The sequence below is a fragment of the Pseudomonas sp. ICMP 561 genome (genome assembly GCF_002699985.1).
GTDB lineage: Bacteria > Pseudomonadota > Gammaproteobacteria > Pseudomonadales > Pseudomonadaceae > Aquipseudomonas > Aquipseudomonas quasicaspiana.
This window is the reverse complement of the sequence record NZ_LKBT01000018.1, coordinates 35,099-60,035: the sequence shown is the minus strand read 5'-3', so window position 1 is coordinate 60,035 and position 24,937 is coordinate 35,099. Positions and strand designations below refer to the sequence as shown.

The following is a 24,937-nucleotide window of genomic DNA, read 5'->3' as shown; positions in this document are numbered from 1 at the left end:
TCAGATTCAGGTTCGGGCCAGACGATGGCGATTGAGACGGCGCTCAACAGCGCCCGCGGCGGTATCGAGCAACAGGGTGATCAGCCAGTAGGCGAGAGCGACGACAAGGTAAATTTCCAGTGGGGCATAGCTGGTGGAGATGGCTTGCCTGGCCGCGTACATGAACTCTTCCACGCCCACTACCGAGAGCAGCGCGGTGTCCTTGATCAGGCCTATCAACAAGCCAATCGATGGCGGTAGCGCAACGGGCAGTGCCTGCTTGAGCAACACATGACGCAGGGTTTCCCAAGGGCGCAGGCCCAGCGCGGCGCTGGCTTCATACTGGCCCCGGGCGATGCCGCCAAATGCGGAACGCAATACTTCACCCATGTACGGCCCGTAATACAGGGTCAATGCGGTAACCCCCACTACCGGTGAACTGAGGGTGATGCCATATTCCGGCAAGATGAAAAACAGCAGATAGATGAGCACCAGCATCGGCAAGCCCAGCACGAAGTCGATGTAGGCGCGCACTATTGCGTGCAACCACGGCTGACCTCGCTGCAGAGCCCACGCCAACAGCGCACCAAAGGTAAGGGCGGTGCACGCCGAGATCAGGCTGAGGCGCAAGGTCACCAGCAGGCCTGCTGCCAGATCAGGTGCGTTATCGAGAATCGCTGACCAATCCATCATTGCCTCCTGGAGCGGTTGAAGCGACTTTCCAGGCGTCGCGCGAGCTTGAGTGTCGGCCAGCAAATCAGCAGGTAACCGGCGACGACGATCGCCAGCACCGGGGTGGCTTCGTAGGTGCGAGCGATCACCAGTTGCCCGGCGTAGGTCAGTTCGGTCACTGCCACCACTGACGCCAATGGCGTGGTCTTGACCACCAGGGTGAACTCGTTGACCAGCGCGGGCAGGCTGGCACGCAAGGCTTGCGGTGCCGAGACATGCCACCACGTTTCAAAGGCTGAGAGCCCGAGCGCCGAAGACGCTTCGGTTTGGCCGCCGGGCAGGTTGCGGTAGTTGGCGCGCAGGATTTCCGCGACATACGCGGCACTGTTCAGGCCTATGGCGAGTACCGCAGCCAGCAAGGGTTTGCCACCCAACCCGATAAGGGGCAGAGAGAAGAACACGATGAACAACTGGACAATCGACGGGACCCCACGCATCAGGCTGACGTACAAATGCCCAAGGCCGCGCCACATTGGCGTCGATCGTCCGCGCAGCCACCAGATGACATGGCCCATGCCGAAGCTGGTAACGGCGGCAAGCAACGTCAGTTCCAGCGTGACCAACAGCCCGTTCGCAAGATCAGGCAGGGCATTGAGCAGTTGCGCGTATGAACTCATGGATTAAACCGGAAATTCACTGAGGTCTTCAGCCACTGACAATTCGACTGCGCCGGGTTGATCATTGCCCGCGATGCCCGTGCAGCAGGTGGACACCACGAACAGCGTGTCCAGCACCACGCGACAGGTCACCGAGTCACCGGCTTTGACCGTATTCGGTAACGGCTTCAGCGTTCCTTGCTGATCCAGCTGCACGCTCATGAACAGGTTGATCGGGTCCGGCAGTTTGGGTTGCTGACGGCCGAGACGTTGCAGCTCTGCTTTGAGCGATTCGACACAGCCTTTCTGGTCTCGATAGCCGTTGGCTGCCAGGAAGGCGGTCGTGGAGGCCGGCATCAGCAGGTCATGTTTGCCGACGCTGTCCTTGCCCAGCACCATAACCGGACGTCGACGATTATTGACCATGCGCATGCCAGCACCCAGCACGTACGAGTTGCTGAACACCCGGGTGTGATGCACCGACAAATGCACGCTGGGCTCCAGTTCGCTAAAGCCGAACAGGCTTGCCACGGCGCCGTCTTGCAGGGCTGTAACACGCAGCAACTGGCCGCGCTTGACGAGGATTGATCCGGCGCTGGCGGCTGGTACCCTGACGGACTGGGGTGGCAATGGTGCTCGGGTTTCGATGGCTTCTTTCATGATCAGCATGGGAGGGGCCTCAGGCGTGCGACGGTTCGTCATCGGAAATGACGATGTCGATGGGAGTAACGAGCAGCCCGTTACCCGGAATGATGTCCTGTGGACAGGAGGACACCGCGCAGACCAGGTCTTTCAAGGCACGAAAGACGATTCTGTCTCCTGCCTTGCTGGTCGGATCGGTGACCTGCATCCGGCAGTCGGCGGTTACCGGGCCGTTCTGGAACAGGTTGAAAGGCTCGGGCACGTTTACCGGCAGCACTCCGTAATGGCTCAGTCCTTCGTGCATGTTGTCCAGGCAATTGCGATGGCCGTCGACCCCGAAGTCAACGCTGAAGCGCGTGCAGTCACAGGCTGGAACGTTGGCGTCGTGCACACCAACGGTGTCATGCAGTACCTGCAATAAAGGCTCATCGGCGTTTGAGTAGAGGCTGTCGCCGATGGCAAAAAACAGCGAGTTCAAACGTCGACGGGTGTGGGTGGGCGAAAGATATTGCTCGGGCTGACCGTTGACGATGGCGACGAAGTCGGCGGCTTGCTGGCCGTCCCGGTCGATTACCGTGATGAACTGGCCGCTGCGGACTTCGAACGTGCGACCGTGCCCGGCCGGTACATGGACTTGGGTGAAAGGGGAGGACATGTGGGTTCTCATTTGGCAGGAATGAAGTCACTGGAAGGCAGATCGAAGGTCACACCCAGATACTGCTGTTGCAGCTTCTGCAATTCGCCGGAGTTCTTCATGGCGATGATCTGATCGCTGATGACTTTGTTCAGGCGAAAGTCATCTTTGCGTGTAGCCCAACTGATCCACTGGCTGTCGCCCAGTTCGCCGACCTGGCGCAGGTTTTCAGGGTGCTGCTTGCGCAGGCTGCCCAGTACGGTGATGTCGTCGAGGATGAAATCGGCCCGCTTGGTCATCAACGCTGACAGGGTCTGATCGACACTGTCGACGCCGACGATCTTGATCGGTGCCAGCCCCTTGGCTTTGAGTTCGACGTTGAATTGTTTGACCAGTTGTTCCGGCGCGGAGGTGGTTTTAACCGCTGCGCTCAAGCCGGAGAGGCTTTCGATTTTCAGGCTGGCGGGGTCCAGACGCTTGTCATCGGCACGGGTCATGACCGCGTTGACGCTTTTACCGAACGGCGCCACGAACAGCACTTTGCTCGCGCGCTCGGCGGTGACGTTCAGGGAGGAGCCTTCGGCGTCCACTGACCCTGAAATCAGCGCGGGGATAATGCCGCTGAAGGCCATCTTCTGGTATTCGACTTTTACGCCCAGGGTCTTCGCCACCTCAGCCATGATCGCCGGGGTGTAGCCGATGATCGCGCCGCTGTCATCGGTGTATTCATAAGGGGCGAAGGTTGGGTCGATCGCTACGGTCAGCGTGCCACGAGATTTGATTTCATCGAGTGTATCGGCAGAAGCCACTGTCGCGTACAGCGTGGCGCCGAAGGTCATTGCAGCCAGAACAAACGGTATACCTGGGAACATTTTTTTCATGATGGCGCCCTTTGGTTCGGTATGAAGACCAAAGGGGTATCGCAGTTTCTGTGCCAGCGTTGCTTGCGGACTTGAAAGAAGATCAGCAAGCCTTAAGAAACAATGGTTTCAAAAGATAAAATCATGAAACCAGTGTTTCTTGTACGGATGGTCATGAGCTTTGGCACCAGGGTGGCTCGCCCCGCGCTGGTGCGCGGCCGTCCCGTTATGGTGCCGTATAGGTCGCTATCGGGATCTATTCCAGCTCGCCCAGTTCCTGATGCAGAATCTCGGCGTTGGCCAGATGCGTCGATTTTTCGCTGGACAGCTCCCTGCCGACCAGCGAGCAGAGGAGGTTGGTGATACCTGCGATGCTCGAATTGCTGTCGAACATCAGGGTGCCCTCGGTGTGGCAGCGTATGACCCACTTCGCCAGCTTCGCAGGCTTACCGGCCAGCACATCAGAGATATACAGAATCTGTACGCCGAGGGCATTCATTGCTGCCATGCCACTTTCAAGCTGCGGCACACGACGGCGCAAGCCAATACAGATGGCTACGTCGCGCTCGTCTAGCCCTGCGAGGTACTCGGCCAGAGAATCGCCGGGTGCAGGAAGCAACAGGATGTCGCTGCGGACCTGGATGAGGTTGCTGCGAAACATGACGGCGATGGTCTGGCTGTGGCGATAACCGATCAGTACGACTCGACGGGCTTTGGCGATGGCCTGTGCGATCTGAAACAGATCTGCCTGAGCGAGGGACTCGTAGGTTTTGATCAGGTTGGTGACTTCCTGATTCAGGTGATGCTGAATCAGTGTCTGAGGGTCGTGGTCATCTTCACCTAGATGCTGCAAATATAAAGGCGAGCCGCCAGTGCTGGCTTTGCGCGCATCTCGGCGAGCCTTCTCATACGAGTCATAGCCCAACGCGCGGAAGAAGCGGGTGGTAGTGGCCTTGGAAACACCGGCACTGATCGCCAGCTCAGTCGCAGTCTGCATCGCCAGGTGGCCGGGCGAAGCGAGGATTACGTCGGACAGCTTCTGCTCAACCGCTGACATCTGTTCATACCGGCCACGAATACGGCTCTCCAGTGAGGCGGCTTGCTCGGCTGCTCTGGATATGACCTTGGTAGACATGGACGCTCTCACTGACAGACGAAAGCTGAAGTTTATCGAAAAGCGGGCGTGGGAGGTGATACCCGGTATGGTATGGGGCAAACGACAATCAATTCTTGAGATCCGTACGCTGCGCGAGTACCGGTCACCTGAGTCACTGCGGCATCCAATGTGGCGTCCGAAAGCCAAGCCTTCGTAGGCTAGTCGCTGCTGCTACCCATTAGAATCAATCGTTTACCGTCGGAAATGATATCAAACGAAAACTCCCAGAATACCGGGTACGCCGGATGGCCTTTCGTGAGCCAAAACGAAGTGACGGTGTTGGCGTGGTCGAGGTTGATATTCTTTAATAGGGTTTCAAGAAGGTTCAGGATTTCTGCGTGCTTTGCGGTTAGATCTATCGGGCCATAACCTTCATCTCCCAAGTGCAGCAATCGCTCTGTAATCTCGCTGCGGGCTTCGCTTGGCGTCACGCTGGAATGGCTGCCAATGATTACTTCGTTACCAATGGAATGGGACAGTTGCTCCTCAAGCGTTGTGTTCAGCTCAAAAGGCCCGTAAGTGTTGAGCCAGACGGTATAGTTGAACCCCTCCAGTAGGTGCTCAAGCCTGAGGATTTCGTCTGAGCGGGAATCGTGGACTATGTACATAGTGGCTCCATCGAGCAGTAGGTCAGCACACTTTGGGTCAATTTGACGCCGCAGTCTAAATAGTCTGGATGGCAATAATCGGTTCGTCACACGATGCGATATTGACAACGTGGTCCTCACAAACGACAGCCCAATGTTTAAACGGTCCGGGATAAACGTCGCTTGCGAAGGTCACTTTCGCTAAATAGTCCAGATAGGCTGATTTGCTATAGAGTCTGAACAGCTTCCCCGTTCTTTCATCTGTGGTGCAGTTAAGGGAGTAGCTTTCATTTTCGACTGCGTACGATATGTAGCCTGGCCAATGTAACGTGAAGACTCTACAGCCTGGACCGTGCCTTATCAGGGTGGCTTTTTCCAAAAGCGAGCTTAGATCCGGTTGTAAAGCTTTGGCTTTGGCAATTTCCTCAGGGGATCTGCATTCTTGACCTTCACGAACGACCAACTGAAGACCTCCCTCATCTGGCTCAGTAAGGGAGGTAAGAAAGAGAGACTTGCAGGATTCAATCGTCACTGTATCGAGCTCGAACTAATGATTGGAGGCGTGTGAGGATCCATCGTATTTCGGATGTACCAGGATTCTACGTCACTTGTTTCCAACGGGAAGGAGGTGAAGCAAACAGAAAAAAGATTCAAGGCTACGTTATCCGGCGCCTTGGCAGCCCTTGTCACTTTCGCCGGGCTGGTCCCCCAGCATGAAACCTAAGGAATATCGAGTCTCGCGGGTAGCCGAGTAGCCGAGTAGCTCAGGTCGACCCTGAGTCCGTTCTTGCAAAAAAATATTCCTTCTTTGCCATATAGGTTCGTTAGCCAGCCTGCTGACTCCAGTTGGTGCGTAAAAAATGATGAGACCCATTCTTTGGATTGAACACTTGTATAGTCGTAGCGGCTGAACGCCCGGTAAGTTTGATAGCTACTACTCTGATCCCCTAACCTGTCACCCGCGGGTGGGATGATGTTGGCGAGTTCGGCTCGTGCCCGTTGATACTCTTTGATAGGAACAACTTCTGCCTGAAATGTTTTGTATATGGAGAAAGCCAATCCCGACAGGAATAGCGCTAACGCAAGATATCTATAATTCCAATGACGCATAAACAACATCCTTCTTGGCTGCGGCCCTTCATTCCTCGGCAACGATGCGCAAGCTATCCCAAAGCCCCATCACCTGAGTCACTGCGGCATCCAGTGTGGCATGTGGAACGCCGTCGCGCGCCAGCGTCGAGAGGCCCAACATGAAGCTGTCGAACACGGCGGCGAGAGTTTCCGGCATCACCGTCGCGGGCAATTCGCCTGTGTTAATGGCGCGTTCGATACAGGCAACGATACCCGCACGGTTCAGGTTTCTTGCCCGTGCGAGCGGTTCGGAGATGGCCTTGCTCTCGTCCGAGCAAGCGCTCATCAGTCCTAACGACACCAGACACCCTTTGGGATGATCGGCCTCGCACTGCATTTTCGCCGAGCGGCGCAGGGTCAGTTCAATTGCTTCCCTGGGCGGCAGGGCGGCATCAAACAGGCTGTCGGTCACCCGGCCGTGGGTGGTGAGGTAGCGCTCCATGACCTCAGTGAACAGGGCCTGCTTGGAGCCAAAGGCGGCGTAAAAGCTAGGCGCAGTGATGCCTCCGCCGATGTGGGCCTTGAGCTGACTGAGGGATGTCGCATCGTAGCCATGCTCCCAGAATAAATGCAGCGCCTGCGTGATTGCCACGTCACGGTCAAACGTGCGTGGACGTCCCATCTGTGCCATGCCGGATCTCCTTCAGACGTAGTTGAGTGAAGCTACTTAAATACTAATCGATACATAAGTCGTTGACCATCCCGTAGCTTCTCCCTATATTTATACCGATCAGTATATTAGTCGGGAGATTCGAATGACTGCAGATCAGAAACAAAGCGAAAAGCTTCCGCTTGGGGCGTTACTCGCATTGGCGATGACGGGGTTCATATGCATCGTGACTGAGACGTTGCCGGCCGGTTTGCTGCCCGAGATCGGCAGTGGCCTGGGAGTATCGGCATCGTTTGCCGGGCAGATGGTGACTGTTTACGCGTTGGGCTCACTTCTGGCAGCCATTCCGCTGACCATCGCTACACAAAGCTGGCGTCGTAGAACGGTCCTGCTGTTGACGATTGTCGGCTTTCTGATTTTCAACTCCATCACTGCGTTGTCTTCAAATTACTGGCTGACGTTGGTCGCGAGGTTTTTCGCCGGGGTGTCTGCGGGTCTGGCCTGGAGCCTGATCGCAGGTTATGCACGACGGATGGTTGTGCCCCGGTTGCAAGGCCGCGCGCTGGCGGTTGCCATGGTGGGAACGCCCATCGCGTTGTCGCTCGGCGTGCCTTTGGGAACCTGGCTGGGTAGTTTCATGGGCTGGCGCATGGCATTTGGATTGATGTCCGGAATGACGCTGGTGTTGATCGTCTGGGTATTGGTCAACGTGCCGGACTATCCCGGCCAGTCTTCGTCACAGCGCATGGCGCTCCGTCAGGTGTTCTTTACGCCGGGTGTGCGCCCTGTATTGGGCGTCGTGTTCACCTGGATGCTGGCTCATAACATTCTTTACACCTATATCGCGCCCTTCGTCGCCGAGGCCGGGCTGGCAAATGATGTGGATCTGGTGTTGCTCACATTTGGCGTCGCCGCGTTGGCGGGCATATGGGTAACGGGACGGCTGGTTGATCGTTATCTGCGGACAACCGTGTTGGTCAGCCTCGTAACCTTCGCAGCGGTTTCGGTATTGCTTGGCTTGTTTTCAAACACAGCTGCGGCCATTTACGTCGGGGTATTTATCTGGGGCCTGACTTTCGGTGGCGCTGCCACGCTTTTGCAAACCGCGCTTGCCGACTCGGCAGGTGAGGGCGCTGACGTTGCGCTTTCGATGAACGTTGTGGTCTGGAACAGCGCTATTGCAGGAGGCGGATTACTGGGGGGTGTGTTGCTTGGGCAATGGGGGGTGAGCTCTTTTCCGTGGGTTCTATTGGTGCTTTTACTGCTAAGTCTGGCCATTGCATCCCGAGCCCGAGTCCATGGTTTTGCAGGAGGTGACAGGCAGTCCGGGCAAGTGGTTGTTGGTCATTGAGATACAGTGGCATTCAGTTGATTGCTGGCCCACTGGAGGCGGCCAGCTCCAACTTCCACAAGCTGAGAGTGCACGAAGCTAGCGATTCTGGCGCATCGGCATTTTGTCGATGGTCGCGAAAATCGCCTTGATGTCCAGCGGCGCGTACTGGTCCACTTTTGTACCGCCGTCTTTGCCCACCAGGAGCAGACGTGTCGGGCTATCGGACTTCACATCCAGTGTATTGAGCAGCGCCAACGTGGCCTTTGGGTCCAGAGCCTGATCGTTGCGCTTGCCGACGCCATCGACCACGGAATACAGCACCATCTCCCGTTCGACAAAGGCTTCGCGGTTGGCAGGTTTCATCAGCTCTTGCTGGAATTCAAGCCAGGTCGCGTCGCTCGCGCTGGGTGCCACGACGATCAACGGCCGGGACTGCCAGCGCTCACTGACCAAGGGGTTCGACGCGGTGTCAGCCATTACCTGGCTGCCCGTCATACCAAGCAGCAAGGCCAGTGGAGTCATTAAGCTTTTCATTGGCATCTCCTGAGCAGGGTGTATGAACCCTTCGACGCTGGTATTGCCAGTTTGCTCGCGATCACTGACCGAAGGTCGGAGGTTCTACACGCGCCGAGCCCGGCATTACAGATTAAGTCTGCGCTCACATAAGTCGGAGCTAGCTTAAATCATGTAAATCCCGCCCCAAGGGCGGCGTCAAAGACCATTCGGAAAATCTTACCTTTAACCCTTCGCGCTGCGGGGTGCAGCAAATAGGGCCAACCTCATAGCTTTCCGCCTCTGGAAAGGGGGCAAGTCTTAGCAATGGCCAGCTCACGCCATCTGTTGAATACTGCAAGCGCAGCACGCCATCGGAAACGGTCACACGAAGCCAAAAGTCGTCGGGGTCTCCTGTAAAGGAGCCGGGCGCCCAGTCTGATCTGCCTACGGTGAGCACGCTGCTGATCATCGGATTTCCATCGTTGAACTCAATCCCGGCCTTGACCCATGTCTGCTCATTGAGCCTGACCATAATCCCGGCTTGATCATAAAGCTCGCGGAACTCGGCGTTAATCCTCACTTGAGCAGTGAAGCCACCCGTGGTTTTAAACCCCAGAAAATGCCCGCTGTCTCGTATGAATCCGTAGTGAGTTACCCGCCAGAAATCGGTCTGGAAATCAGTCACCACCTCCAATGAGTCGTCTGAATAGGCGAGGCAATGGTTCGGCTCATTTAGCCAGTTGGCCGTTCGCCAGATGGACTCTTCAAAACGCTGACTGACCGCTGGAATCCATTTTTTACCTGACAAGCTGCCCTCCATATTCTGTGCTGGATGAATGGTGACTGTTTTACCTTCATGCTGGAGAAAATCAACCTGAAACCCAGCCTGGCCATTGCGAACAAGTGACAGCCGTATAAACGGTCACACGGTGTCAGGCGCTTTTCGGGTGCTTAAGCAAGCTATATGGACAAGACATCAATAGCTTGGCTTGGCATCCGTGGCCCGGACGGGCATTTGCGGCACATATTCTCGTCCTGCCAACTCACCGGCTACTGTGCTTACGGTCCAGCGCCCCGGATGCCAAAGCTAGCAAGAGCGCAATCATTGAAAGAATGGCACCTGCCCAGTTAGGGGCAGCCAGGCCCAGGCCGGCAGCGATCACAATGCCACCCACCCAAGCACCGATGGCGTTGCCGAGGTTGAACAGGCCGATGTTTACCGCAGATGCCAGGGTCGGAGCGCCCGCCGCTCGGGCCTTGTCCATGACGAGTTTCTGGATAGGGGAGACGGTTGCGAAGCCAAAACCTGCCATGAGCAGTATGCAGGCCACCGACATGATCTGGCTGTGAGCGGTCAGGCTGAAGATCAGCAAGACGATTGCCTGGCCACCCAGCGTCAGGTACAGCAGTGGCATCAGAGCCTTGTCGGCATAACGACCACCCAGGATGTTGCCAACGAACAGGCCGAGACCGAAGACAACCATCAGCCACGTCACGCTACCAGGGTCAAACCTTGCTATTTCGACCATCATCGGTGCGATGTAGGTGATTGAAGTAAAGAACGCTGCCGGGCCAAAGACGGTGATGCCCATCGCGAGCAAGACGCGGGGGTTCGCAAACGCTGCGAATTCTTTCTTGATCTGAGGGCGCTCGTGGTTAGGGATTTTGGGTATTAGCATCAACACGCCGATGAAGCCCAGCACACCCATGATCGTGATCGCGTAGAAGGTGTCGCGCCAGCTCATCACCTGGCTCAGCCAGGTGCCGACCGGAACGCCTACCAGATTGGCGACCGTCAAGCCGGAGAACATGAACGAGATGGCCTGAACGCGTTTGTTCGGCGCAACCAGGTCGGCGGCGAGGATTGCACCGATGCCGAAGAATGCGCCGTGAGTCAAAGAGGTCACTAACCGACCCAGCAGTGCGATATCGAAGTCGCTTGCTGTTGCCGTGACGAAGTTGCCGATGACAAACAAACTCATGAGGAGCAGAAGCATAGGTTTACGAGGAATGCGGGTACCCAGAATGATCAGCAGAGGTGCGCCTACGAATACGCCCAAGGCGTATACGGTTGCCAGATTACCGGCCTGGGGGATGGAAATATTGAAATCTGCAGCCACTTGGGGCAGAAGCCCTGCGATGACGAATTCAGTCGTTCCGATTCCGAATGCACTGAGGGCCAGCGCCCATAAAGCTAAAGGCATAGTCTTCATCCTGTGTATTTTTGAGTTGGAGTCGTCGCGCTTTAACGCGGGCCTGAGAGAAAGAAGGCGATGGGTGCTCGCCACTTCCTGTTGCGGCAATGACTCGCAGGGAATGGATATTTCAAGATGTGACTTTGCCCGTATCTTCTAGGTTGATAAAGGCGCTCTCAGTAGCAACAGAGTTGAGTATTTCTCTACTTGTTTGCAGGTAACCTGCGATCGTGGAACGCGGTGATGTCCTCTTAACTTGCCTGGACGAAGCGTTCACGAAGAACGTTCGGGTGCAGAAACTGCAAATCCCAATGGGTAGGAAACACTTTGGGAACAGGCTAAGGTAGAGCTATGGATAGAAAGACCGCCTATTCTTTCTTGCAGAAGGGAGTAAAAGTCTACAATGGCGCAGATTGAACAGGCCCTCAGTGGTGTGCTGATCTTCGTGACAGCCGCACGCACAGGAAGCTTTACCAAGGCTGCCGATCGGCTGGGCATCACCAAGTCAGCAGTGGGAAAAAGCATTGCGAAGCTTGAAGAACGGCTTGGCTGCAAACTCTTCCATCGCACCACCCGAAGCTCTGGGCTAACCGTGGACGGAGAGGCCTATTTTGCGAGTTGCTCGGCAGCTGTCGACGAAATCCTGGCAGCAGAGGCGTCGCTGACCAGTCACCAACAAACACCCAGTGGGCGCTTGAGGGTCGATCTGCCAGCAGCGTACGGCCGCAGCGTTGTGCTACCGGTACTCTTGGAAATTCTGGACGCAAATCCCGATCTCAAATTAACGGTGACCTTCAGCGATGCCGTCATTGATTTGATCGAAGAGGGCATCGATCTCAGTATTCGCTTTGGCACATTGAAAGATTCAAGTGGCCTCGTTGCACGTCGTCTGACGGTGCAGAAGCAGATCATTTGCGCGTCGCCCGGATACCTTGCGAAACACGGCTGTCCTGAATCTGTTGAGGACCTTCAGCACCACAGTTGTATCGTAAGCTTCCGTCGCGGACAGCGGATGAGTTGGAGTGTCCAGAATGCAAATGGTGAACTCATCCGGATTACTCCACCGGGCACCCATGAAGTGGGTGATGGTGACGCCATCGTTTCCATGACGGTTGCTGGGCACGGTATCTGTCAGATTCCGAACTCTCTGGTTCGAGACCACCTTGAGGCTGGGCGACTCGTTCAGGTGCTGGAAAAATACAGTACGGCCGATGTGGCGATTCATGCGGTCTGGCCACAAACACGTCACCTGCTACCGAAGGTTCGACGTGTCGTGGATGAACTCGTGTTGCGGGCTGAGCGTGGGGCGCTGGATTAAAATAGCGTCGTGCGGTCATGTATGTGCGCCAGCAGGACAGCCCCGCTGGCATTACCTCGCTTTCCATAACTTGAATTACGGCCTGGCGCTTAGCGCGCTCATTGACGCAGCGAACGACACGCTAGCGAGCTCTTTCAAAGGCTTCTTTCTGAACTTCTCCGAGAGAATTTCCACACCCCAAGGCCCGTTGTAACCGGTTGACTTGACGGATTCGATGAACCCGGTCAAATCGAAGGTTCCTTCTCCGCAGAGCTGGCGCAAAACGGGCTCATCTCCGTACGGCCGAAGGGATGCACTTCGCCGGACAATGAGTACCTAAGATTGCTATTTTCAACGAAGACATACGTTCATCCTTGTTTGAATATCAAATGATGAACTTAAGAGGAGCGCCTGCTTAGTGTTGCTCCATTCTTACCGATGAGCCGTTATCGGGATTACTTTTTGTTCCCTGGTCACTGTCCGAATTGTCAAAGCACCCAGACATGGCTCCGGTAATGCACAAGATTAGAACCAGCGTTTTAGTGATTTTCTGCATGTTGCAAACTCCTGAACGGTCGACAACCTATATGAGGCCCCGAGCGTTCGAAGGGTTCACCGTCTATAGGTTGTTTCACTGTAGAGTTATTTTCTCCAATCTAATGAGATACCCGTCTTTTCATGGGACGTAAATGAAGGTAAGTGTTTCCATTTAAACGGCGGTGTCGGATAGGCTTACGCAGGGCGGGGCGCCCATTTTACTTGATCAACTGTCACCCACTGATCGCTGCGATGATTCAATCCCGTGCCTGACTCAAACTTACCTCTGCGCCCTGGTCAAACTTCAACCGTGCAGCTTCAACATCAGGCAATTTATCAAGCGTCCACTTATGCAGTTCGCGAAATGGCTGCTGCAGTGTTCGACCTAGTTGAGTGATTTCATACTGGACCGCCAAAGGCGAAAACGAAATGACCTTGCGCGAGACGATGCCAGTTTGTTCCAGCCGCTGCTTCCTGAAATTGATGGTGAGAAGCGTCGTTCCATCCCGCGCTCAAGCTACATGCTAAATTAAAGCAGGCCGCCATGATGAGATTGCTGACAAACTCAAGCGTGCGCTGCACCTTATGTTGAAAAGTCTCTGAGGATATACCGTAATGGTCATTCAATCGCGGCTGAGCGAACTGACTGAAGCATCCATGGATGAAGCCCAGCGTTCGGTACTCAAGGACATTCTTGCGGGCCCGAGGGGCAACCTGGATGGACCTTTTCTGGCCTGGATCCACAGTCCCGAACTGGCCAGTCATGCCCAGCAACTGGGAGCGTTCTGTCGATATGGCACGCGACTCGAGTTGCGCCTCACGGAGTTGGCGATACTGTTCACCGCAGCGTGGTGGCAGTCGCAGGCCGAGTGGCAAATTCATGAGCCGATCGCACGTGCGGCGGGAGTCACAGACTCTGTTATTGAAGCACTGCGACTACAAGTAGTCCCGCAATTTGCGCGCGAGGACGAAGAGTTGGTCTACAGCCTGTGCAAGTCACTGTACGAGACGCGTCGGATTAACGAGGATTTGTATGCGAACGCAATTCAGGTGTTCGGAGAGCCTGGCCTTGTAGAGCTTGTCGGGGTGTTCGGGTATTACTCGTTGGTGGCGATGACTTTGAATGTGTTCGCGGTGGGTCGTGATACTGATGCACCGCTGCCGTTTGTTGAGCGATGAGTCTGTTGTTGAGCTGATGCTCTGAGTTCTTGGGGGCAGAGCATCTAGCCATGAAAATGTAGTGTCCTGTTCGCTCATCTCAAACGAATCCTGAAACTGGATCGATTAAGGCTACGAGGAATGAGCGGTGCAAACGATGAATTTACCTTGGCCGCTGCGGTACAGAATTTAAGACCACTGGCGAAACTGACCTCACAAGGGCCGCTGACCACGGGATAGGTACGCCCGGAATCAGCAAAAACCCTCAAATTAACCTATTAACCAAGCTGCAACGGTCAATGCAGAACCGGAAAGCCACGCAACGTGGTGACCAGGTTCTGAAACGAGGGCCAACGTCGCCTTCTTACAGCCTTAAATTCGGGCTTTTTCAGCAGAATCGGCCAAAGACTCACCCTGTCTTGGACGTTCAGTTTCCAGGAAGGACACCCTCAAGGGCTGGAGTTCGATTGAGGTCAAGGCGCCTGTAGTTAGCGGTTCATTTATGAAGTGTCTTTTGCTGAGCAGTAATTGTTTCTACGCCCGGCTCGGAAATATTCGTTTCTTTAAGTGGGACTTCGCCTACCGAAAGCGCACGCTCAATGAGTAACTCGCTGCCTTTGTCTTTCAATAAGTCCTGCAGTCGCTGGAATTCGCCGCACCAGATGGTCTCAATGTCGCGATCCCGCGCCTTGTCGCGATCGCTGCTGAGGGCTATGGCGCGAACCTGCAGACGGCCATTGTCGGCTCTGCCACCCACTTCCACTCCGTAGCCGGGAGTAGCGGTTTTGCGCAGCACGACCTTGCCATTTTGCGCCCAGGCAGTCGCCATGCCTTCGCGTACTTCGTAGCCGAGGCTAGCCAAGCCGCCGAGCACGGCTTCGCGGCGGGCGAGGGCGGCCTGGTCCTGTAAGTGGGAAGCGATAAGCGCTTTACACTGCTCGATCAATCCGATGGTTATCGAAAGCTCGGTGTCGGTTGTAAAAGCGCCAATATGATCGAGCAGGGTCGCGTGTTCGATGCCTGTGTAGGTTTTGACTTCGCTGGCCAGATCCTGCAGTTGTTCGAGACACTCGCGTTGGCGTCGGAAGTTTCGGGTGGACGCGGCGAGGTCGAGTACTAGGCTGTCAAACAGCAGGTTGCGCCGCTTGGCATCGGTTTCCGTTTCAGCTCTTTCCAGTGCCAAGAGGAACGGCGCGGCACATTCAGCACCTTGCAACAGTTGCAGCTCCACGATGTGGCGGTCAATGCGTAGCAGCCGTGCGTCGCGCGTTGCATCCGGTTCCCGGGCCGCAATCCATTCGCGCAGGGAAACCTCGGGTTCGTCGACCTTGAGTTGCTGCGCCAGGGCGCGTTGGGTATCGCTCAGAGTTGGCTCCTCGTTTGCCTTGCTCAAGTGGGCGAAACCCTCGGCCAGCAGACGTTCGGCATCTTCACGACTGGCGCCGCTGGCCAATTGTGAGAGGGTCTCCAGCAAGGCTTGATCGACGCTTTCGGGGTTAGTTTGCAAAGCATCAAGCAGGGTTTTTGCGTTTTCCTGGACGCGTCGGTCGCGTTGGCGTCGCTCGGCGGTACGAATGATCGCGCGTTCTTCGCGGTTCTCCAGATCAAGGCGCAGGTGCTCGATTTCAACTGGTACGGCCTTCTGCAGTTCCGTCAATTGGTCTTCTGCCAGCAGAGCGCGAAGGCGAGCGTGTCGCTCCAGGGAGGCGGAGCGCTCCTGTTCACTGAGCTCACCAAGCCTCGTGGCCTGTGTTTGCCAGCGATTCACGGCGCGCTCCAGGCGTTGCAGGTGGCCTTCACAAATGGCGATGATTTCTTCGCGGGTAACAATGCGAACGACCTTGGGACCACTCATTGGCAGATTTCCGTATCAACTGAAGTAGGGCCGGGTTGCAGCGGCTGCTCGACTTGCATGGCTTGTTCGATTGCTTCACGCAGCCGTGAACGTTCCCTGTCGCCGCTGTGATACCAGTCTTGCGACGACACACGATGGATGTGCGGGATGGCGCGGTGCAGCACGGATGGGCGCCAAATTTCCCGGGCGCGGGCACGTTCCAGAAGATTGTGGCAAGGCGCATCGCACTCGATGCCGATGGCATACAGGCCCGTGCCAGGATTCTCGATGGCGAAATCGAGCCCGAAAGCGTCGCCTTCACTGGCGGGAGCCGCCTGCCATCCCAGGGAATGAATGAATTCACCGACCAGCCTGACAAAACCATCACTTTGCTGACCTTGCTCACGACGCTGGCTGCTGCGGTCGGTCTGCAGGCGCTCCAGCAACTTGGTGCTGCTGCTGAATTCGCCCGAGGAAAGCGCGCGAGCATATTCCAGATAGCCTTGCAGATAGTCTCTCGGGCTGTTGGGCGCGCGGTGCGTGTTTAGCATGTCCGAAATATCGGCGATTGGCATCGACGTGATCATCACCACCTTGCGCCGCGCGCGGGTCACCGCCACGTTCAGGCGTCGTTCGCCCCCTGTCTGCCCCAGTACGCCGAAGCTACGGCGGAACGTGCCTTGGCTGTTGCGCCCGAAGGTGGAGGAGAAGACGATGATGTCGCGTTCATCGCCCTGCACGTTCTCCACGTTCTTGACGAACACCGACATGTCCTCGCCGTCTTCGCTGCGCTCGCGCTCCTGGGCGTAGGCGGCACGGAACAGTTCATCCTGCTCTGCACGCTGCTCCAAGTGCTCCTCGATGAGGTCAGCCTGCTTGCGGTTGAAGGTGACGACACCCACTGAAGGGCGCTGGTCGTAGGGCTTCTGCCACAATTCGCTCAGGTACTCGACGACCCGTTCGGCTTCCTGGGCGTTACTCTGGTTCTGATACAGCCCGCCGACCTGGATCAGCTCCAGCGGCTTAATGCGCTGGATATTCGCCTGCGGGTGACGGACCGGAACGTTCAGGCGATTGCCATAGAACGAGGCGTTGGAAAAGCCGATCAGTTCACGGTAGGCCGAACGGTAGTGGATCTGCAATGTGGTGCTGGGCAGGGCGTTGCGCGCCAGCTGCAGCAGGTCGGGGCAATCTTTGATCTCACGACGGTTCCAAGTGTCTTCGAACGCTTCGCGCTGTTCCTCATCCGCGTCTTCATCAGGTTCGTCGCCGTCAAACACTTCGGCTTCGTCGCTTTCGATGCGACTGGAAAAGAATGCCGTCGGCGGCATTTGCTTTTCATCGCCGCTGACAACAGTGACCTGACCGCGGAACAGGGTCGGCAGGGCGAACTCAACCGGCATCTGCGAGGCTTCGTCATAGATGACAGTATCGAACAGGCCTGCCTTGAGCGGCAGTACACGACTGGCGACGTCCGGGTTCATCAGCCACACCGGACGCAGGCTCATCAAACCGAGGTTACTACCCAGTTCGATGAATTCACGCAGGCGCCGCGAGCGTTTGCCAGTCAGGCGGGTAACATCCTCCCATTGTTTGCGATTGCCCAGGTTATCGAGGTTGATGTCTTTGGCCAGCAGCTCACGATTGAGCAGCCGCATCTGTGCGTCGGCTTGCGCGAGGCTGACGACTTTGGCGCGGGCTTCGTCCTGGCTGAGCAGCAGTTCGGGATTGGTTTGCTCTACGCGGTGTTTCCAGCCCAGGCGGGCTTCGCGGTTGAGCAGGCGCCGCACTTCGGCTTCAAGTTGCTCGGGTGCAATGCTGTCCAACTGCTCCTGGCGTTGGCGCAGCAGTGCGAGCAATTCTAGGTCGGCTGTCGTCAACTGACCGGCGCGCCCGCGGAATGACTGATAGGCGGCCAGGAAGGGCAGTGCCTCACGCAGACGATCAAGGCTCAGCTGATTGCTCAGGTTGTGTTCGACGGCGTGCTGCAGTTGTCTCACCAACTCATCCCCCAGCCAGTCGCTGAGAGTCTTGAGTTGTTCGAGGCTGGATTGGCGTACGCCATGGCGCATGAGCGAAGCATCAAGATCACTGAGCAGCGCCTCGAGGTGCTGTTTGTCACCAGCGAGGGCCGCCTCGTCGGCCTGTCGGGCGCGAGGCGATTGCGCTAAGGCCAGCGCCAGTGCCTGGATTTCCAGCAGGTGGCGGATGTCGCTCTTCACGAAGCTGATCAATTCCAGGCAAGCCTGCTTACTCACAGCTTCCAGTTCCAACGCCTGGTGCAGGGTACTCAGCTCGGTGCGCAATGGCCGCCACTGGCTTTCAAGGCGGATGGCTGCCTGTAGGGTTGGTAGTGCTTCAATAACACGGCTTTCCCCCTGGCCCTGTAGGAAGTTGCGCAGTCGCTTGCGACGTAGTAGATGCAGCGGATTGATGTTCGCCAACCAGGATCGGGCAGCCATAACCTTGGTACAGTCTTGATCCAGATGCCTGAGGGCCTTGTTTTCGAGCAGGCAGAGTGCCGGTGACAAGGCGGGGACGTAGTGATCCTGATCCAGTTGGCCGAGTTGCTGATCCAATTGCTGCAGTTCACCGAGAATCGACTCGCCCCGTGGGCGCTGGCCCTCTTCGCGACTACGGAATAGCGGCAGCCAGCGCGCAAGACGCAGACGTTGCTCTTGCTTCAGGCCTAGCAGGGTCGTGACATGGGTCGTCATCCAGTTGCGGTACGGCGTGGGGTCATCGATCTCGAAGCTGGCGGGGTGTGCTTGCAACGTGGCCTGACGGTTGTTTTCGGCCTGAGTGAAACTGTGCAGATTGTCGGTGAAGGTCTGCAAAGTGGCCCGGTCGGCCGCGAACGACTGTAACTGGGCCAATGGACTGCCTTCGTAGCGTGCGGGCAACCACAGGCGAATCAGAGGGGCGCAGCTTTCTTCCAAGCGGGTCAGGCTAGCGAGGTCCAGGGAGGCCAAGCGTTGGCGCAGGGCCGGAAACTCGAGCGGGGCAGGGCCTGATTCCAATTCAATCAGCTCGCCGAGCAGCCTGCGATAACTGAGGCCGGTATTTTCATCCAGGCGATGCAGGCTTTGGTGGAAGCGGTCAAGCTCACCCTCCAGGGCCTCGATGCGAGCCGCGACCTGTTCGCGCTGGCGCTGCCAGCCCTGAGCCTGGCTGCCGTTCGTGAACAGGCTTTCCAGTTGTTCTCGAATACCGCGGATGACTGGCTCTCGGTCGCGGTTGACGTCATTGAGCATGACGATGCGTTGGCCAAGGCCTTCGGCGACCAGGCGTTTGTACACCACTTCAAGCGCCGCATGCTTCTGGCAGACGATAAGCAAGCTGCGCTGGCGGCCGATGGCGTCGGCGACCATATTGACGATGGTCTGGCTCTTGCCAGTTCCGGGCGGTCCCTCGACCAGCAGTCCCGGGCTTTGTCGGGCCTGGATCACGGCCGCTTCCTGGGAGGGATCGCTGGCCACGGTGAAGTAGCGTTGCAGCTCGCCTGGCGGTGCCTCGTGCCCGGTTTCGTCGGCAGTCTTGAGGCGCAACGCCGTTTCCAGACCGGTACCGGCGGGGGACAGGGTTTTCAGTTGGCGCAGGTCTTCTCCGATGGCTTGCCCCATGAAGGTCACGTGAAACAGCACCGCCGCGCAGTCCAGCTCGTCTTGGTAGGGCGCGATCTCCACGGTGCTGGCGGGCAGGTTGCCAAGGGCGCGTGAGCGAATGGTGGCGAGCATGCCGAAGGCGTCCATCACATCCGCCGCACGAATTGACGAGCGGCCCAGCAGCTCATCGGCGATCTTGCGCCAGCGTTTGCATGTTTCGGCGCCGAGCACGCTTTCCAGCGCGGGGTTGAGCCGCACTTCCTCACGCTCACTGTCGAACGCCAAGGCGGCGTGACCACGAGAGCCCAGCTCCAGCAGCAGCTTCACCGGCCACAGCAGCAGCGGGATAATCCGCGTACGCGTGGTGCCGCGAGGGTCGCGATTGAGCAGGAAAGGGAAGCCCAGGTACAGGCCGTCGATGCCGGTGTCGCGTTTGTACAGCGCGCTTTGCCGGTACAGGGCATGCATGCGCGATTCCAGCTGGCCGTTGAGCTGAAAACTCTCTGGGTCTAGGTTCACTGCCCGGGCATTACGTTGCAGCAGGTGATCGAGCAAAGCCGCGGCCGGACTGCGCTCGCTGTTCAGCTCACGGATGTCGACCCGTGCGGTGGTCTTGCCGATGCTCATACGCACCAGTGGCCCGCGCATCACTGCGGTCACCACCTTCTTCTCGAAGAAGTCGAGGATCTGAGAGACGTACTGTTGTTTCTGTGGTTCCAGCCAATGACTGGGCGGGATGGCCAGCAAAACCAGTGCCTGGGCCAATGGCATACGTCGCTCCAGGCGGAACTGCTCGGCCCACTCGTCCACTACCGGCACGCCACAACGGGCAAAGCCTTGGATGCGCTCATCGACACTTCGGTACAGCTCAAGTCGCGAATGCAACAGCAGTTGGGTCGCCGCTTCGGAGTCGAACCACCCGACATCGGCAGCCCTGGCCAGCTCGGCGGCGGCCTCTACGATTGAGGCCCCGGAACGAAACTGACTGATCGCCGCGCTGAGCAGCACGATCAGGTCTTCTTCGGCGATCACCCGGCGCTCCGACAGAGAGCTCAGTCCCGGATGGTCGGTGTCTGGAAACAGGCGTTGGCGCTCTTGCCATTGCGTGGACAGCTTGGCTCGCGAGGTCGATAGCAGGAATATCCGCAGTTGCTCTTCGACCAACTCGATGTGTTGGTGCAGGGCACGCTGACGTACGTTTTCGGCGCGGGATTTGAGACGCGACAACCAGTTGTCGGTCTGCAATTGCTCAAGCAGGTCAGGGACCGATCCGCTGATCAGGCGGTAGCCTTCCAGTGGGTGCTCCAGTAGCCATCCTGGTGTGACGATGTCGCCACGATGAATCAACGGGATTTCTGGATTGAGGATTCTCAGCGCCAGCATGAGACGGAAGTCGTCCTCAATCCCTTCGTGCTGAACGACCTGACGCAAACCGGCGACCAGGGAAGAGGCGAGACCGACCTGCTCGGCCCACGTCACGATCACACCGCGAAGCAAATGGTCCAGAGCCTGTTGCCAATTATCCGCCTGTGCTGCCGCCAGGGCGAATACGCCTGCCTTGTGGAAGCGGCGATCGCCCAGCAGTAGGGTGGCGCCTTCACCATCGTCCGTTTGCTGGACGGAAGAGGCCGGAGCCTCGACCGCAATACCGTTGAGCCAGCCTTTGACCTGCTGCCATTGCCAGCGCTGATGACGGTCGCGTGCCAGCAGACCTCGCAGCAGCAGGTTCAGGCGCGGGTCGAGTTCGTCGGGGATCGGTACTCCGTTGGCCAGCACGTGAATAAGAAATGCATTGGCATTTATGCCGTCAAAGCAGGCGCCCTGGGTCAGTTGCTCGAGCAGGATCATGCCCAGACTCCACCAGTCCGAGGCAGCCGCAACGCCGCCTGCGATGGCTTCGGGCGCCATGTAGCGGCTGGTTTCCAGTGGCGACACGATGTCCAGGTCGAACTCGGACAGGCGTGCCGAGCCGAAGCCGCTGATGACCAGGTCCAGCGGTTCGCGGGAACGTACCAGCAGGCTGGCTGGGCGCAGGTCACGATGGCGCAGGCCGGCCTCGTTGAAAGCATGCAGCGCGAGGCCCAATTCGTTGACCACGTGGTGCACGCTGGCGCTGTCGCGAATTACGCTGCCAAGTTCTGCCAGCGTTCCGCCGGTGAGTTCTTCAATGACCTCATAGGCACGGTCATCCCAGCGGCCGGTGGCAATGATTTCGGGTACGTGTTCGCGTGGTAGTCGACGGATCACATCATAGATCGCCGGGTCCGGTTCGGCGCCGGCTCGATACAAGGTCAGGACCGCCTGTCGTGCGGTTTCCTCGTGCTCGGCGAGGTATCGTTCTCGCACACCGTCGGTGATGCTGATCTGACGGATCAGGCGCCAGCCATCGATCAGGGTTTGGGTGGGGGCCTCTGGTTCGCAGCTGTCTGGCTGGGCGTCGTAGGACGTTGCTTGCGCAGGTGAGCTGCCACACTCAAGGCACATCAGGTCGCCATCGACCATCGGGTGCCCATTTTTGCAGAGCAGGTCAGGGGCATTCCCCTGAGTAGGGTTGACCTGCGGGAGGGGCTCCTCAGTGACGACGGCTTGCGGCCGCCAGCCGGCGGCATGAATGGGTTCGCCAGCGAGGTCCCAGCCGCAGGTGCGTTCCTGAATGAGCCCTTCGCAGAACATTTCCTCGAGGGCGCGTTCGGTTTTGCAGTTGGGGCAGAAACGTATCATGGGGTGTACTCCACTCAGCGGCGTCGCGACGCGTGTGCGCTGATCTGTAAATGATGGCCTTGCTCATGCAGAAGATCGCGTAAGCGCAATAGGTCGTCACGTCGTGGTATGCCGGCCATCCAGACGCTGCCACTTTCGTCAAACATCAGGTCGAGCGCCTTGTCGGTGGGTTCGAGCAGGCGTTCGTAATGACCCAGGCGTGCCCGGCCCAGTGGTGTGAGCAGGCTCAGGCGTTGATTGTCACTGCCGCGCAAAGCCATGGTCTGACTGAGTGCTTCGATATAGGGGTCGCTGATCAAGGCATCTATCAAACCCTTGGTCTGGAGCAACGACTCATCGAGTTGCTCCAGGGTGAAGCCACTGTAGACCAGAATGTCGAGCTCGCTGAGCCGACGAAGGCCTTCGAGTAGTGATCGCAAGGCGTCGAACTGGTCGAACGGTTCCCCTCCGGAAATGGTGATTCCTTCGGCCTCGTGCAGCCAGGGGGTTATCTGTTCAAGCAGTTGCTCCAGCGACAAGCGTCGATGTCCAGGCCCCCAGGTATCGGCAGAGATGCAGCCTGGACAGCGGATGCTACAGCCCTGGAACCAGATACCAATACGCCGCCCTGGGCCTAGGGTAGTGACCGGAAAATGCATGCGCGACAGGCTAAGGTCCATGTTCAGCGACGTTCCATCTTCAGTCCGGTGATGCCCAACTCGGTGATCGTGAAGTGCTCCCCCGATTGCGCGTCCTGATCGAACAGTGCCCGCGACAGGGGATTGAGCAGGCGTGCCTCTAACTGGTTGCGTATGCCCCGGCCACCGTTTGACAGGTCCTGCAGACAGAGGTTGTGTAGTGTCTGGCGTGCCTGGGGGGCCAATTCGATAAACAGGTTCTGTCCCTGCAGGTCGTCGAAGGTGGCGTTGACCATCTGTTCGAAGATTTGCACTGCAACGCCTTCGCGAATGAAGTCGAAGACGATGATGTTCTCGCCGATTCGATTGAGGATTTCCGGCCGGTTGAGCACCAGCTTGAAATATCGGTCGATTTCGCTGTGCACCTTGTCTTGGACTTGCTCGAAGGCTTCGCCCGGCAGAACGTTGGCAACGCGTTCGCCATTGTCACCCTGGCGATAGATCCCCAGGTTGGAAGTGAACACGATCAGTGCCTCCGAAAAGTACACCCGATCACCGCGGCCTGAAGTCAGCACTCCGTCGTCGAGGATCTGCAGGAACTTGTCGAGAATCCGAGGGTGAGCTTTTTCGATTTCATCGAATAACACCACGCTGAACGGCTTCTCGCGGATAGCATTGGTCAGCTCACCGCCGACGTCATAGCCAATGTAGCCGGGCGGTGCGCCGATAAGGCGTTGATCGGCATGTTCGGCGCTGAATTCCGACATGTCGAAGCGGATATATGCACTTTCGTCGCCGAACAGCAGGCTTGTAATCGATTTGGCGAGTTCGGTCTTGCCTACGCCGGTCGGCCCCGCGAGAAAGGCTACGCCCCGTGGACGGTTGCCCTTGCGACTGGCGCCGACGCCTGTCATGGCACGCTTGACGATGTCGAGCATGTGCGTCACCGCATGCTCCTGGCCTTTGACTCGCTGGTGGACGAGCGCATCCGCATGCCGGATACGCTGACGGTCGATCTTCAGCCACGGATCCTCGGTGACACCAATTTTATAGCGGCGCACCGCATCGGCAATCTGCTCCATGGCTACACCCTCGACCCGCGCCAGTTGCGCAATGGCACTGAGATCGAGCAGTAGCAATCCCTCGGTGTTCTGAACTAAGGCGTCCACAGCCTGACGCATGACCACTTCGCTTGCGCCCTGGCTGCCATTGAGCCCTTTGAGCAAGGCCGGTGCCAATGCACGGCGGGACAATTGATCGGGTTTGGACACGGGAATGTGGCGCAGGCGCGGGTTGTCGACCAGCAACCAGTCAGGCAAATCGCCTTCTTTTTCCACCAGCCATAGCAGGGTGTTGAAGAACGGTTTGCGCAGCTCTGTGGCCGGACGACTGCGAGCCTGATGGGATTGCACCAAGGCCTGGGTGAAGAGCTGGTGTTCAGCAGCGCTGAGCGAATCGTTGCGAACCACTAGACGTGAGGCGAAATCGATGATCAGCGCGATAGGTTCGCCAGCACGACCCACCAAACGTGGCAGGGTGGTGCCCAGCAGATCGATACCAGCGGGTGCTGCGCCATTTACCGGAGTCAGGCCAAGCTCCTGAAGCAACGTCTGGCCGACTTCAGGGGTGGAGCCGGATTTGTCGATTGTCCGGAAACCGGACACCGGATCCCAGGCGATAACCTGGGTGTAGCCGGCATCAAGCAGGGCATTACAGAGAGTTTGGTTGAAGCTCTGCGCAGTCACCGTACCGGGCGCCACTTCACTGGCCTGCAGGTCGCGGATGTTGCCTGACAGGACGAATTGGCTCTTCAGCGGTAAGAAGCGCAGAAGATCTCGTAGCCAACGTGGGCTTTCAAATATGGCAATCCCTGACATGTTTCAGCTCGTTACGTTGGGTCGGTACGGGCAGGGTATTGCTCAATGCGCCTATTTGCCAGTGCGCTGCTACGAAAAGTTTTGTTGATAGAGCGTTTCTGAGGGGGCGTTCGTTTCATCGGCTGGAAACAGCCACGAGTGATATTTCGTGAAGGGGATTGTCGAGCTTTAGGCTGGGGGCATCCGTTTCAAACCATCCAAAGCATGCCCTCGGGTGTGCCCCCCACTGTAGCGATCCAAAGGAAGTGAATGGAGCTCCATGGTCTATGAAAAAGTCAGAAATAATCAGATAAATAGCCTGTCCTGAGACTTCTAAAGACTCTCAGGATCCCCAAAAAACA

Annotated in this window: 18 protein-coding genes and 2 pseudogenes; 4 read left to right on the top strand and 16 right to left on the bottom strand. The window is 57.4% G+C overall.

Translation table 11 applies throughout. The annotated features are described in order from the left end of the window. Window positions 1-6: 6 nt before the first annotated feature. The 8 genes from AO242_RS15250 to AO242_RS15205 all read right to left on the bottom strand — a co-directional run bounded on the left by AO242_RS15250 (window position 7) and on the right by AO242_RS15205 (window position 6,948). The gene (locus AO242_RS15250) at window positions 7-669 is read right to left on the bottom strand and encodes an amino acid ABC transporter permease (protein ID WP_099269377.1); all 663 of its coding nucleotides are present in this window, start codon (window positions 667-669) and stop codon (window positions 7-9) included. Next, window positions 669-1,328 (bottom strand): amino acid ABC transporter permease, encoded by a 660-nt coding sequence (locus AO242_RS15245; protein WP_099269376.1) that lies wholly within the window; start codon window positions 1,326-1,328, stop codon window positions 669-671. Before AO242_RS15245 ends, AO242_RS15250 begins: the two co-directional genes overlap by 1 nt. A 3-nt stretch (window positions 1,329-1,331) precedes the next feature. Then, window positions 1,332-1,976: an urea carboxylase-associated family protein gene (locus AO242_RS15240; protein WP_099269375.1), complete on the bottom strand. Its 645-nt coding sequence runs from the start codon at window positions 1,974-1,976 to the stop codon at window positions 1,332-1,334. A gap of 10 nt (window positions 1,977-1,986) precedes the next feature. Beyond that, entirely contained in the window at window positions 1,987-2,604 is a 618-nt protein-coding gene (locus tag AO242_RS15235; protein WP_027898547.1) for a DUF1989 domain-containing protein, read from the bottom strand. An 8-nt stretch (window positions 2,605-2,612) separates the two neighbouring features. Continuing rightward, window positions 2,613-3,464: a transporter substrate-binding domain-containing protein gene (locus AO242_RS15230; RefSeq protein ID WP_099269374.1), complete on the bottom strand. Its 852-nt coding sequence runs from the start codon at window positions 3,462-3,464 to the stop codon at window positions 2,613-2,615. 235 nt (window positions 3,465-3,699) lie between these two features. Then, window positions 3,700-4,578 carry a MurR/RpiR family transcriptional regulator gene (locus AO242_RS15225; protein ID WP_099269373.1) on the bottom strand — a complete coding sequence of 293 codons (879 nt, stop codon included), beginning with the start codon at window positions 4,576-4,578 and terminating at the stop codon, window positions 3,700-3,702. A gap of 179 nt (window positions 4,579-4,757) precedes the next feature. After that, window positions 4,758-5,207 carry a hypothetical protein gene (locus AO242_RS15215; protein WP_099269371.1) on the bottom strand — a complete coding sequence of 150 codons (450 nt, stop codon included), beginning with the start codon at window positions 5,205-5,207 and terminating at the stop codon, window positions 4,758-4,760. A 1,117-nt stretch (window positions 5,208-6,324) separates the two neighbouring features. Beyond that, on the bottom strand, window positions 6,325-6,948 hold the full coding sequence (locus tag AO242_RS15205; protein WP_099269369.1) for a TetR/AcrR family transcriptional regulator: 624 nt from the start codon (window positions 6,946-6,948) through the stop codon (window positions 6,325-6,327). A gap of 124 nt (window positions 6,949-7,072) precedes the next feature. On the opposite strand from AO242_RS15205, the gene AO242_RS15200 reads away from it, so the two are divergent. Further along, window positions 7,073-8,278 carry an MFS transporter gene (locus AO242_RS15200; RefSeq protein WP_099269368.1) on the top strand — a complete coding sequence of 402 codons (1,206 nt, stop codon included), beginning with the start codon at window positions 7,073-7,075 and terminating at the stop codon, window positions 8,276-8,278. Between the two features lie 78 nt (window positions 8,279-8,356). On the opposite strand, the gene AO242_RS15195 is transcribed toward AO242_RS15200, so the two are convergent. From AO242_RS15195 to AO242_RS15185, 3 genes are all read right to left on the bottom strand, one after another. Next, the gene (locus tag AO242_RS15195; protein WP_099269367.1) at window positions 8,357-8,794 is read right to left on the bottom strand and encodes a DUF4174 domain-containing protein; all 438 of its coding nucleotides are present in this window, start codon (window positions 8,792-8,794) and stop codon (window positions 8,357-8,359) included. Window positions 8,795-8,933: 139 nt separating this feature from the next. Further along, window positions 8,934-9,512 carry a DUF1349 domain-containing protein gene (locus AO242_RS15190; RefSeq protein WP_373562225.1) on the bottom strand — a complete coding sequence of 193 codons (579 nt, stop codon included), beginning with the start codon at window positions 9,510-9,512 and terminating at the stop codon, window positions 8,934-8,936. Between the two features lie 286 nt (window positions 9,513-9,798). After that, the gene (locus AO242_RS15185) at window positions 9,799-10,959 is read right to left on the bottom strand and encodes an MFS transporter (protein WP_099269365.1); all 1,161 of its coding nucleotides are present in this window, start codon (window positions 10,957-10,959) and stop codon (window positions 9,799-9,801) included. Between the two features lie 394 nt (window positions 10,960-11,353). Here AO242_RS15185 and AO242_RS15180 point away from each other — a divergent pair, with 394 nt between their 5' ends. After that, window positions 11,354-12,268, top strand: a complete 915-nt coding sequence (locus AO242_RS15180) for a LysR family transcriptional regulator (protein ID WP_099269364.1) — start codon at window positions 11,354-11,356, stop codon at window positions 12,266-12,268. A gap of 773 nt (window positions 12,269-13,041) precedes the next feature. On the opposite strand, the pseudogene AO242_RS15175 reads toward AO242_RS15180, so the two are convergent. Further along, a pseudogene (locus AO242_RS15175) lies at window positions 13,042-13,254 on the bottom strand (winged helix-turn-helix transcriptional regulator); the annotation flags it as partial. A 145-nt stretch (window positions 13,255-13,399) separates the two neighbouring features. Between AO242_RS15175 and AO242_RS15170 the strand changes: the two are divergent. Continuing rightward, window positions 13,400-13,963 (top strand): carboxymuconolactone decarboxylase family protein, encoded by a 564-nt coding sequence (locus tag AO242_RS15170; RefSeq protein ID WP_099269362.1) that lies wholly within the window; start codon window positions 13,400-13,402, stop codon window positions 13,961-13,963. A gap of 54 nt (window positions 13,964-14,017) precedes the next feature. Further along, window positions 14,018-14,182, top strand: a pseudogene (locus tag AO242_RS15165) (IS5/IS1182 family transposase); the annotation flags it as partial. 256 nt (window positions 14,183-14,438) lie between these two features. Here AO242_RS15165 and AO242_RS15160 read toward each other — a convergent pair. From AO242_RS15160 to AO242_RS15145, 4 genes are read right to left on the bottom strand one after another with little or no spacing between them, the layout of a single operon-like run. Further along, complete coding sequence (locus AO242_RS15160) at window positions 14,439-15,797, bottom strand: hypothetical protein (protein ID WP_257153444.1); 1,359 nt, start codon at window positions 15,795-15,797, stop codon at window positions 14,439-14,441. Next, entirely contained in the window at window positions 15,794-22,102 is a 6,309-nt protein-coding gene (locus tag AO242_RS15155) for an AAA domain-containing protein (protein WP_099269361.1), read from the bottom strand. The genes AO242_RS15160 and AO242_RS15155 overlap by 4 nt, the downstream gene beginning before the upstream one ends. Window positions 22,103-22,116: 14 nt before the next feature. Beyond that, window positions 22,117-22,761: a 4Fe-4S single cluster domain-containing protein gene (locus tag AO242_RS15150; RefSeq protein WP_027898533.1), complete on the bottom strand. Its 645-nt coding sequence runs from the start codon at window positions 22,759-22,761 to the stop codon at window positions 22,117-22,119. Window positions 22,762-22,763: 2 nt separating this feature from the next. Continuing rightward, window positions 22,764-24,596: an AAA family ATPase gene (locus AO242_RS15145; protein ID WP_099269360.1), complete on the bottom strand. Its 1,833-nt coding sequence runs from the start codon at window positions 24,594-24,596 to the stop codon at window positions 22,764-22,766. Window positions 24,597-24,937: the final 341 nt, after the last annotated feature.

What these genes read in the sequence shown, in the direction of transcription:
- AO242_RS15170 (WP_099269362.1), top strand. Translation starts at nt 13,400, where the DNA reads ATGGTCATTCAATCGCGGCTGAGCGAACTGACTGAAGCATCCATGGAT.
- AO242_RS15245 (WP_099269376.1), bottom strand. Translation starts at nt 1,328, where the DNA reads ATGAGTTCATACGCGCAACTGCTCAATGCCCTGCCTGATCTTGCGAAC.
- AO242_RS15160 (WP_257153444.1), bottom strand. Translation starts at nt 15,797, where the DNA reads ATGAGTGGTCCCAAGGTCGTTCGCATTGTTACCCGCGAAGAAATCATC.
- AO242_RS15235 (WP_027898547.1), bottom strand. Translation starts at nt 2,604, where the DNA reads ATGTCCTCCCCTTTCACCCAAGTCCATGTACCGGCCGGGCACGGTCGC.
- AO242_RS15230 (WP_099269374.1), bottom strand. Translation starts at nt 3,464, where the DNA reads ATGAAAAAAATGTTCCCAGGTATACCGTTTGTTCTGGCTGCAATGACC.
- AO242_RS15180 (WP_099269364.1), top strand. Translation starts at nt 11,354, where the DNA reads ATGGCGCAGATTGAACAGGCCCTCAGTGGTGTGCTGATCTTCGTGACA.
- AO242_RS15225 (WP_099269373.1), bottom strand. Translation starts at nt 4,578, where the DNA reads ATGTCTACCAAGGTCATATCCAGAGCAGCCGAGCAAGCCGCCTCACTG.
- AO242_RS15155 (WP_099269361.1), bottom strand. Translation starts at nt 22,102, where the DNA reads ATGATACGTTTCTGCCCCAACTGCAAAACCGAACGCGCCCTCGAGGAA.
- AO242_RS15185 (WP_099269365.1), bottom strand. Translation starts at nt 10,959, where the DNA reads ATGCCTTTAGCTTTATGGGCGCTGGCCCTCAGTGCATTCGGAATCGGA.
- AO242_RS15145 (WP_099269360.1), bottom strand. Translation starts at nt 24,596, where the DNA reads ATGTCAGGGATTGCCATATTTGAAAGCCCACGTTGGCTACGAGATCTT.
- AO242_RS15205 (WP_099269369.1), bottom strand. Translation starts at nt 6,948, where the DNA reads ATGGCACAGATGGGACGTCCACGCACGTTTGACCGTGACGTGGCAATC.
- AO242_RS15195 (WP_099269367.1), bottom strand. Translation starts at nt 8,794, where the DNA reads ATGAAAAGCTTAATGACTCCACTGGCCTTGCTGCTTGGTATGACGGGC.
- AO242_RS15240 (WP_099269375.1), bottom strand. Translation starts at nt 1,976, where the DNA reads ATGCTGATCATGAAAGAAGCCATCGAAACCCGAGCACCATTGCCACCC.
- AO242_RS15250 (WP_099269377.1), bottom strand. Translation starts at nt 669, where the DNA reads ATGGATTGGTCAGCGATTCTCGATAACGCACCTGATCTGGCAGCAGGC.
- AO242_RS15150 (WP_027898533.1), bottom strand. Translation starts at nt 22,761, where the DNA reads ATGGACCTTAGCCTGTCGCGCATGCATTTTCCGGTCACTACCCTAGGC.
- AO242_RS15200 (WP_099269368.1), top strand. Translation starts at nt 7,073, where the DNA reads ATGACTGCAGATCAGAAACAAAGCGAAAAGCTTCCGCTTGGGGCGTTA.
- AO242_RS15215 (WP_099269371.1), bottom strand. Translation starts at nt 5,207, where the DNA reads ATGTACATAGTCCACGATTCCCGCTCAGACGAAATCCTCAGGCTTGAG.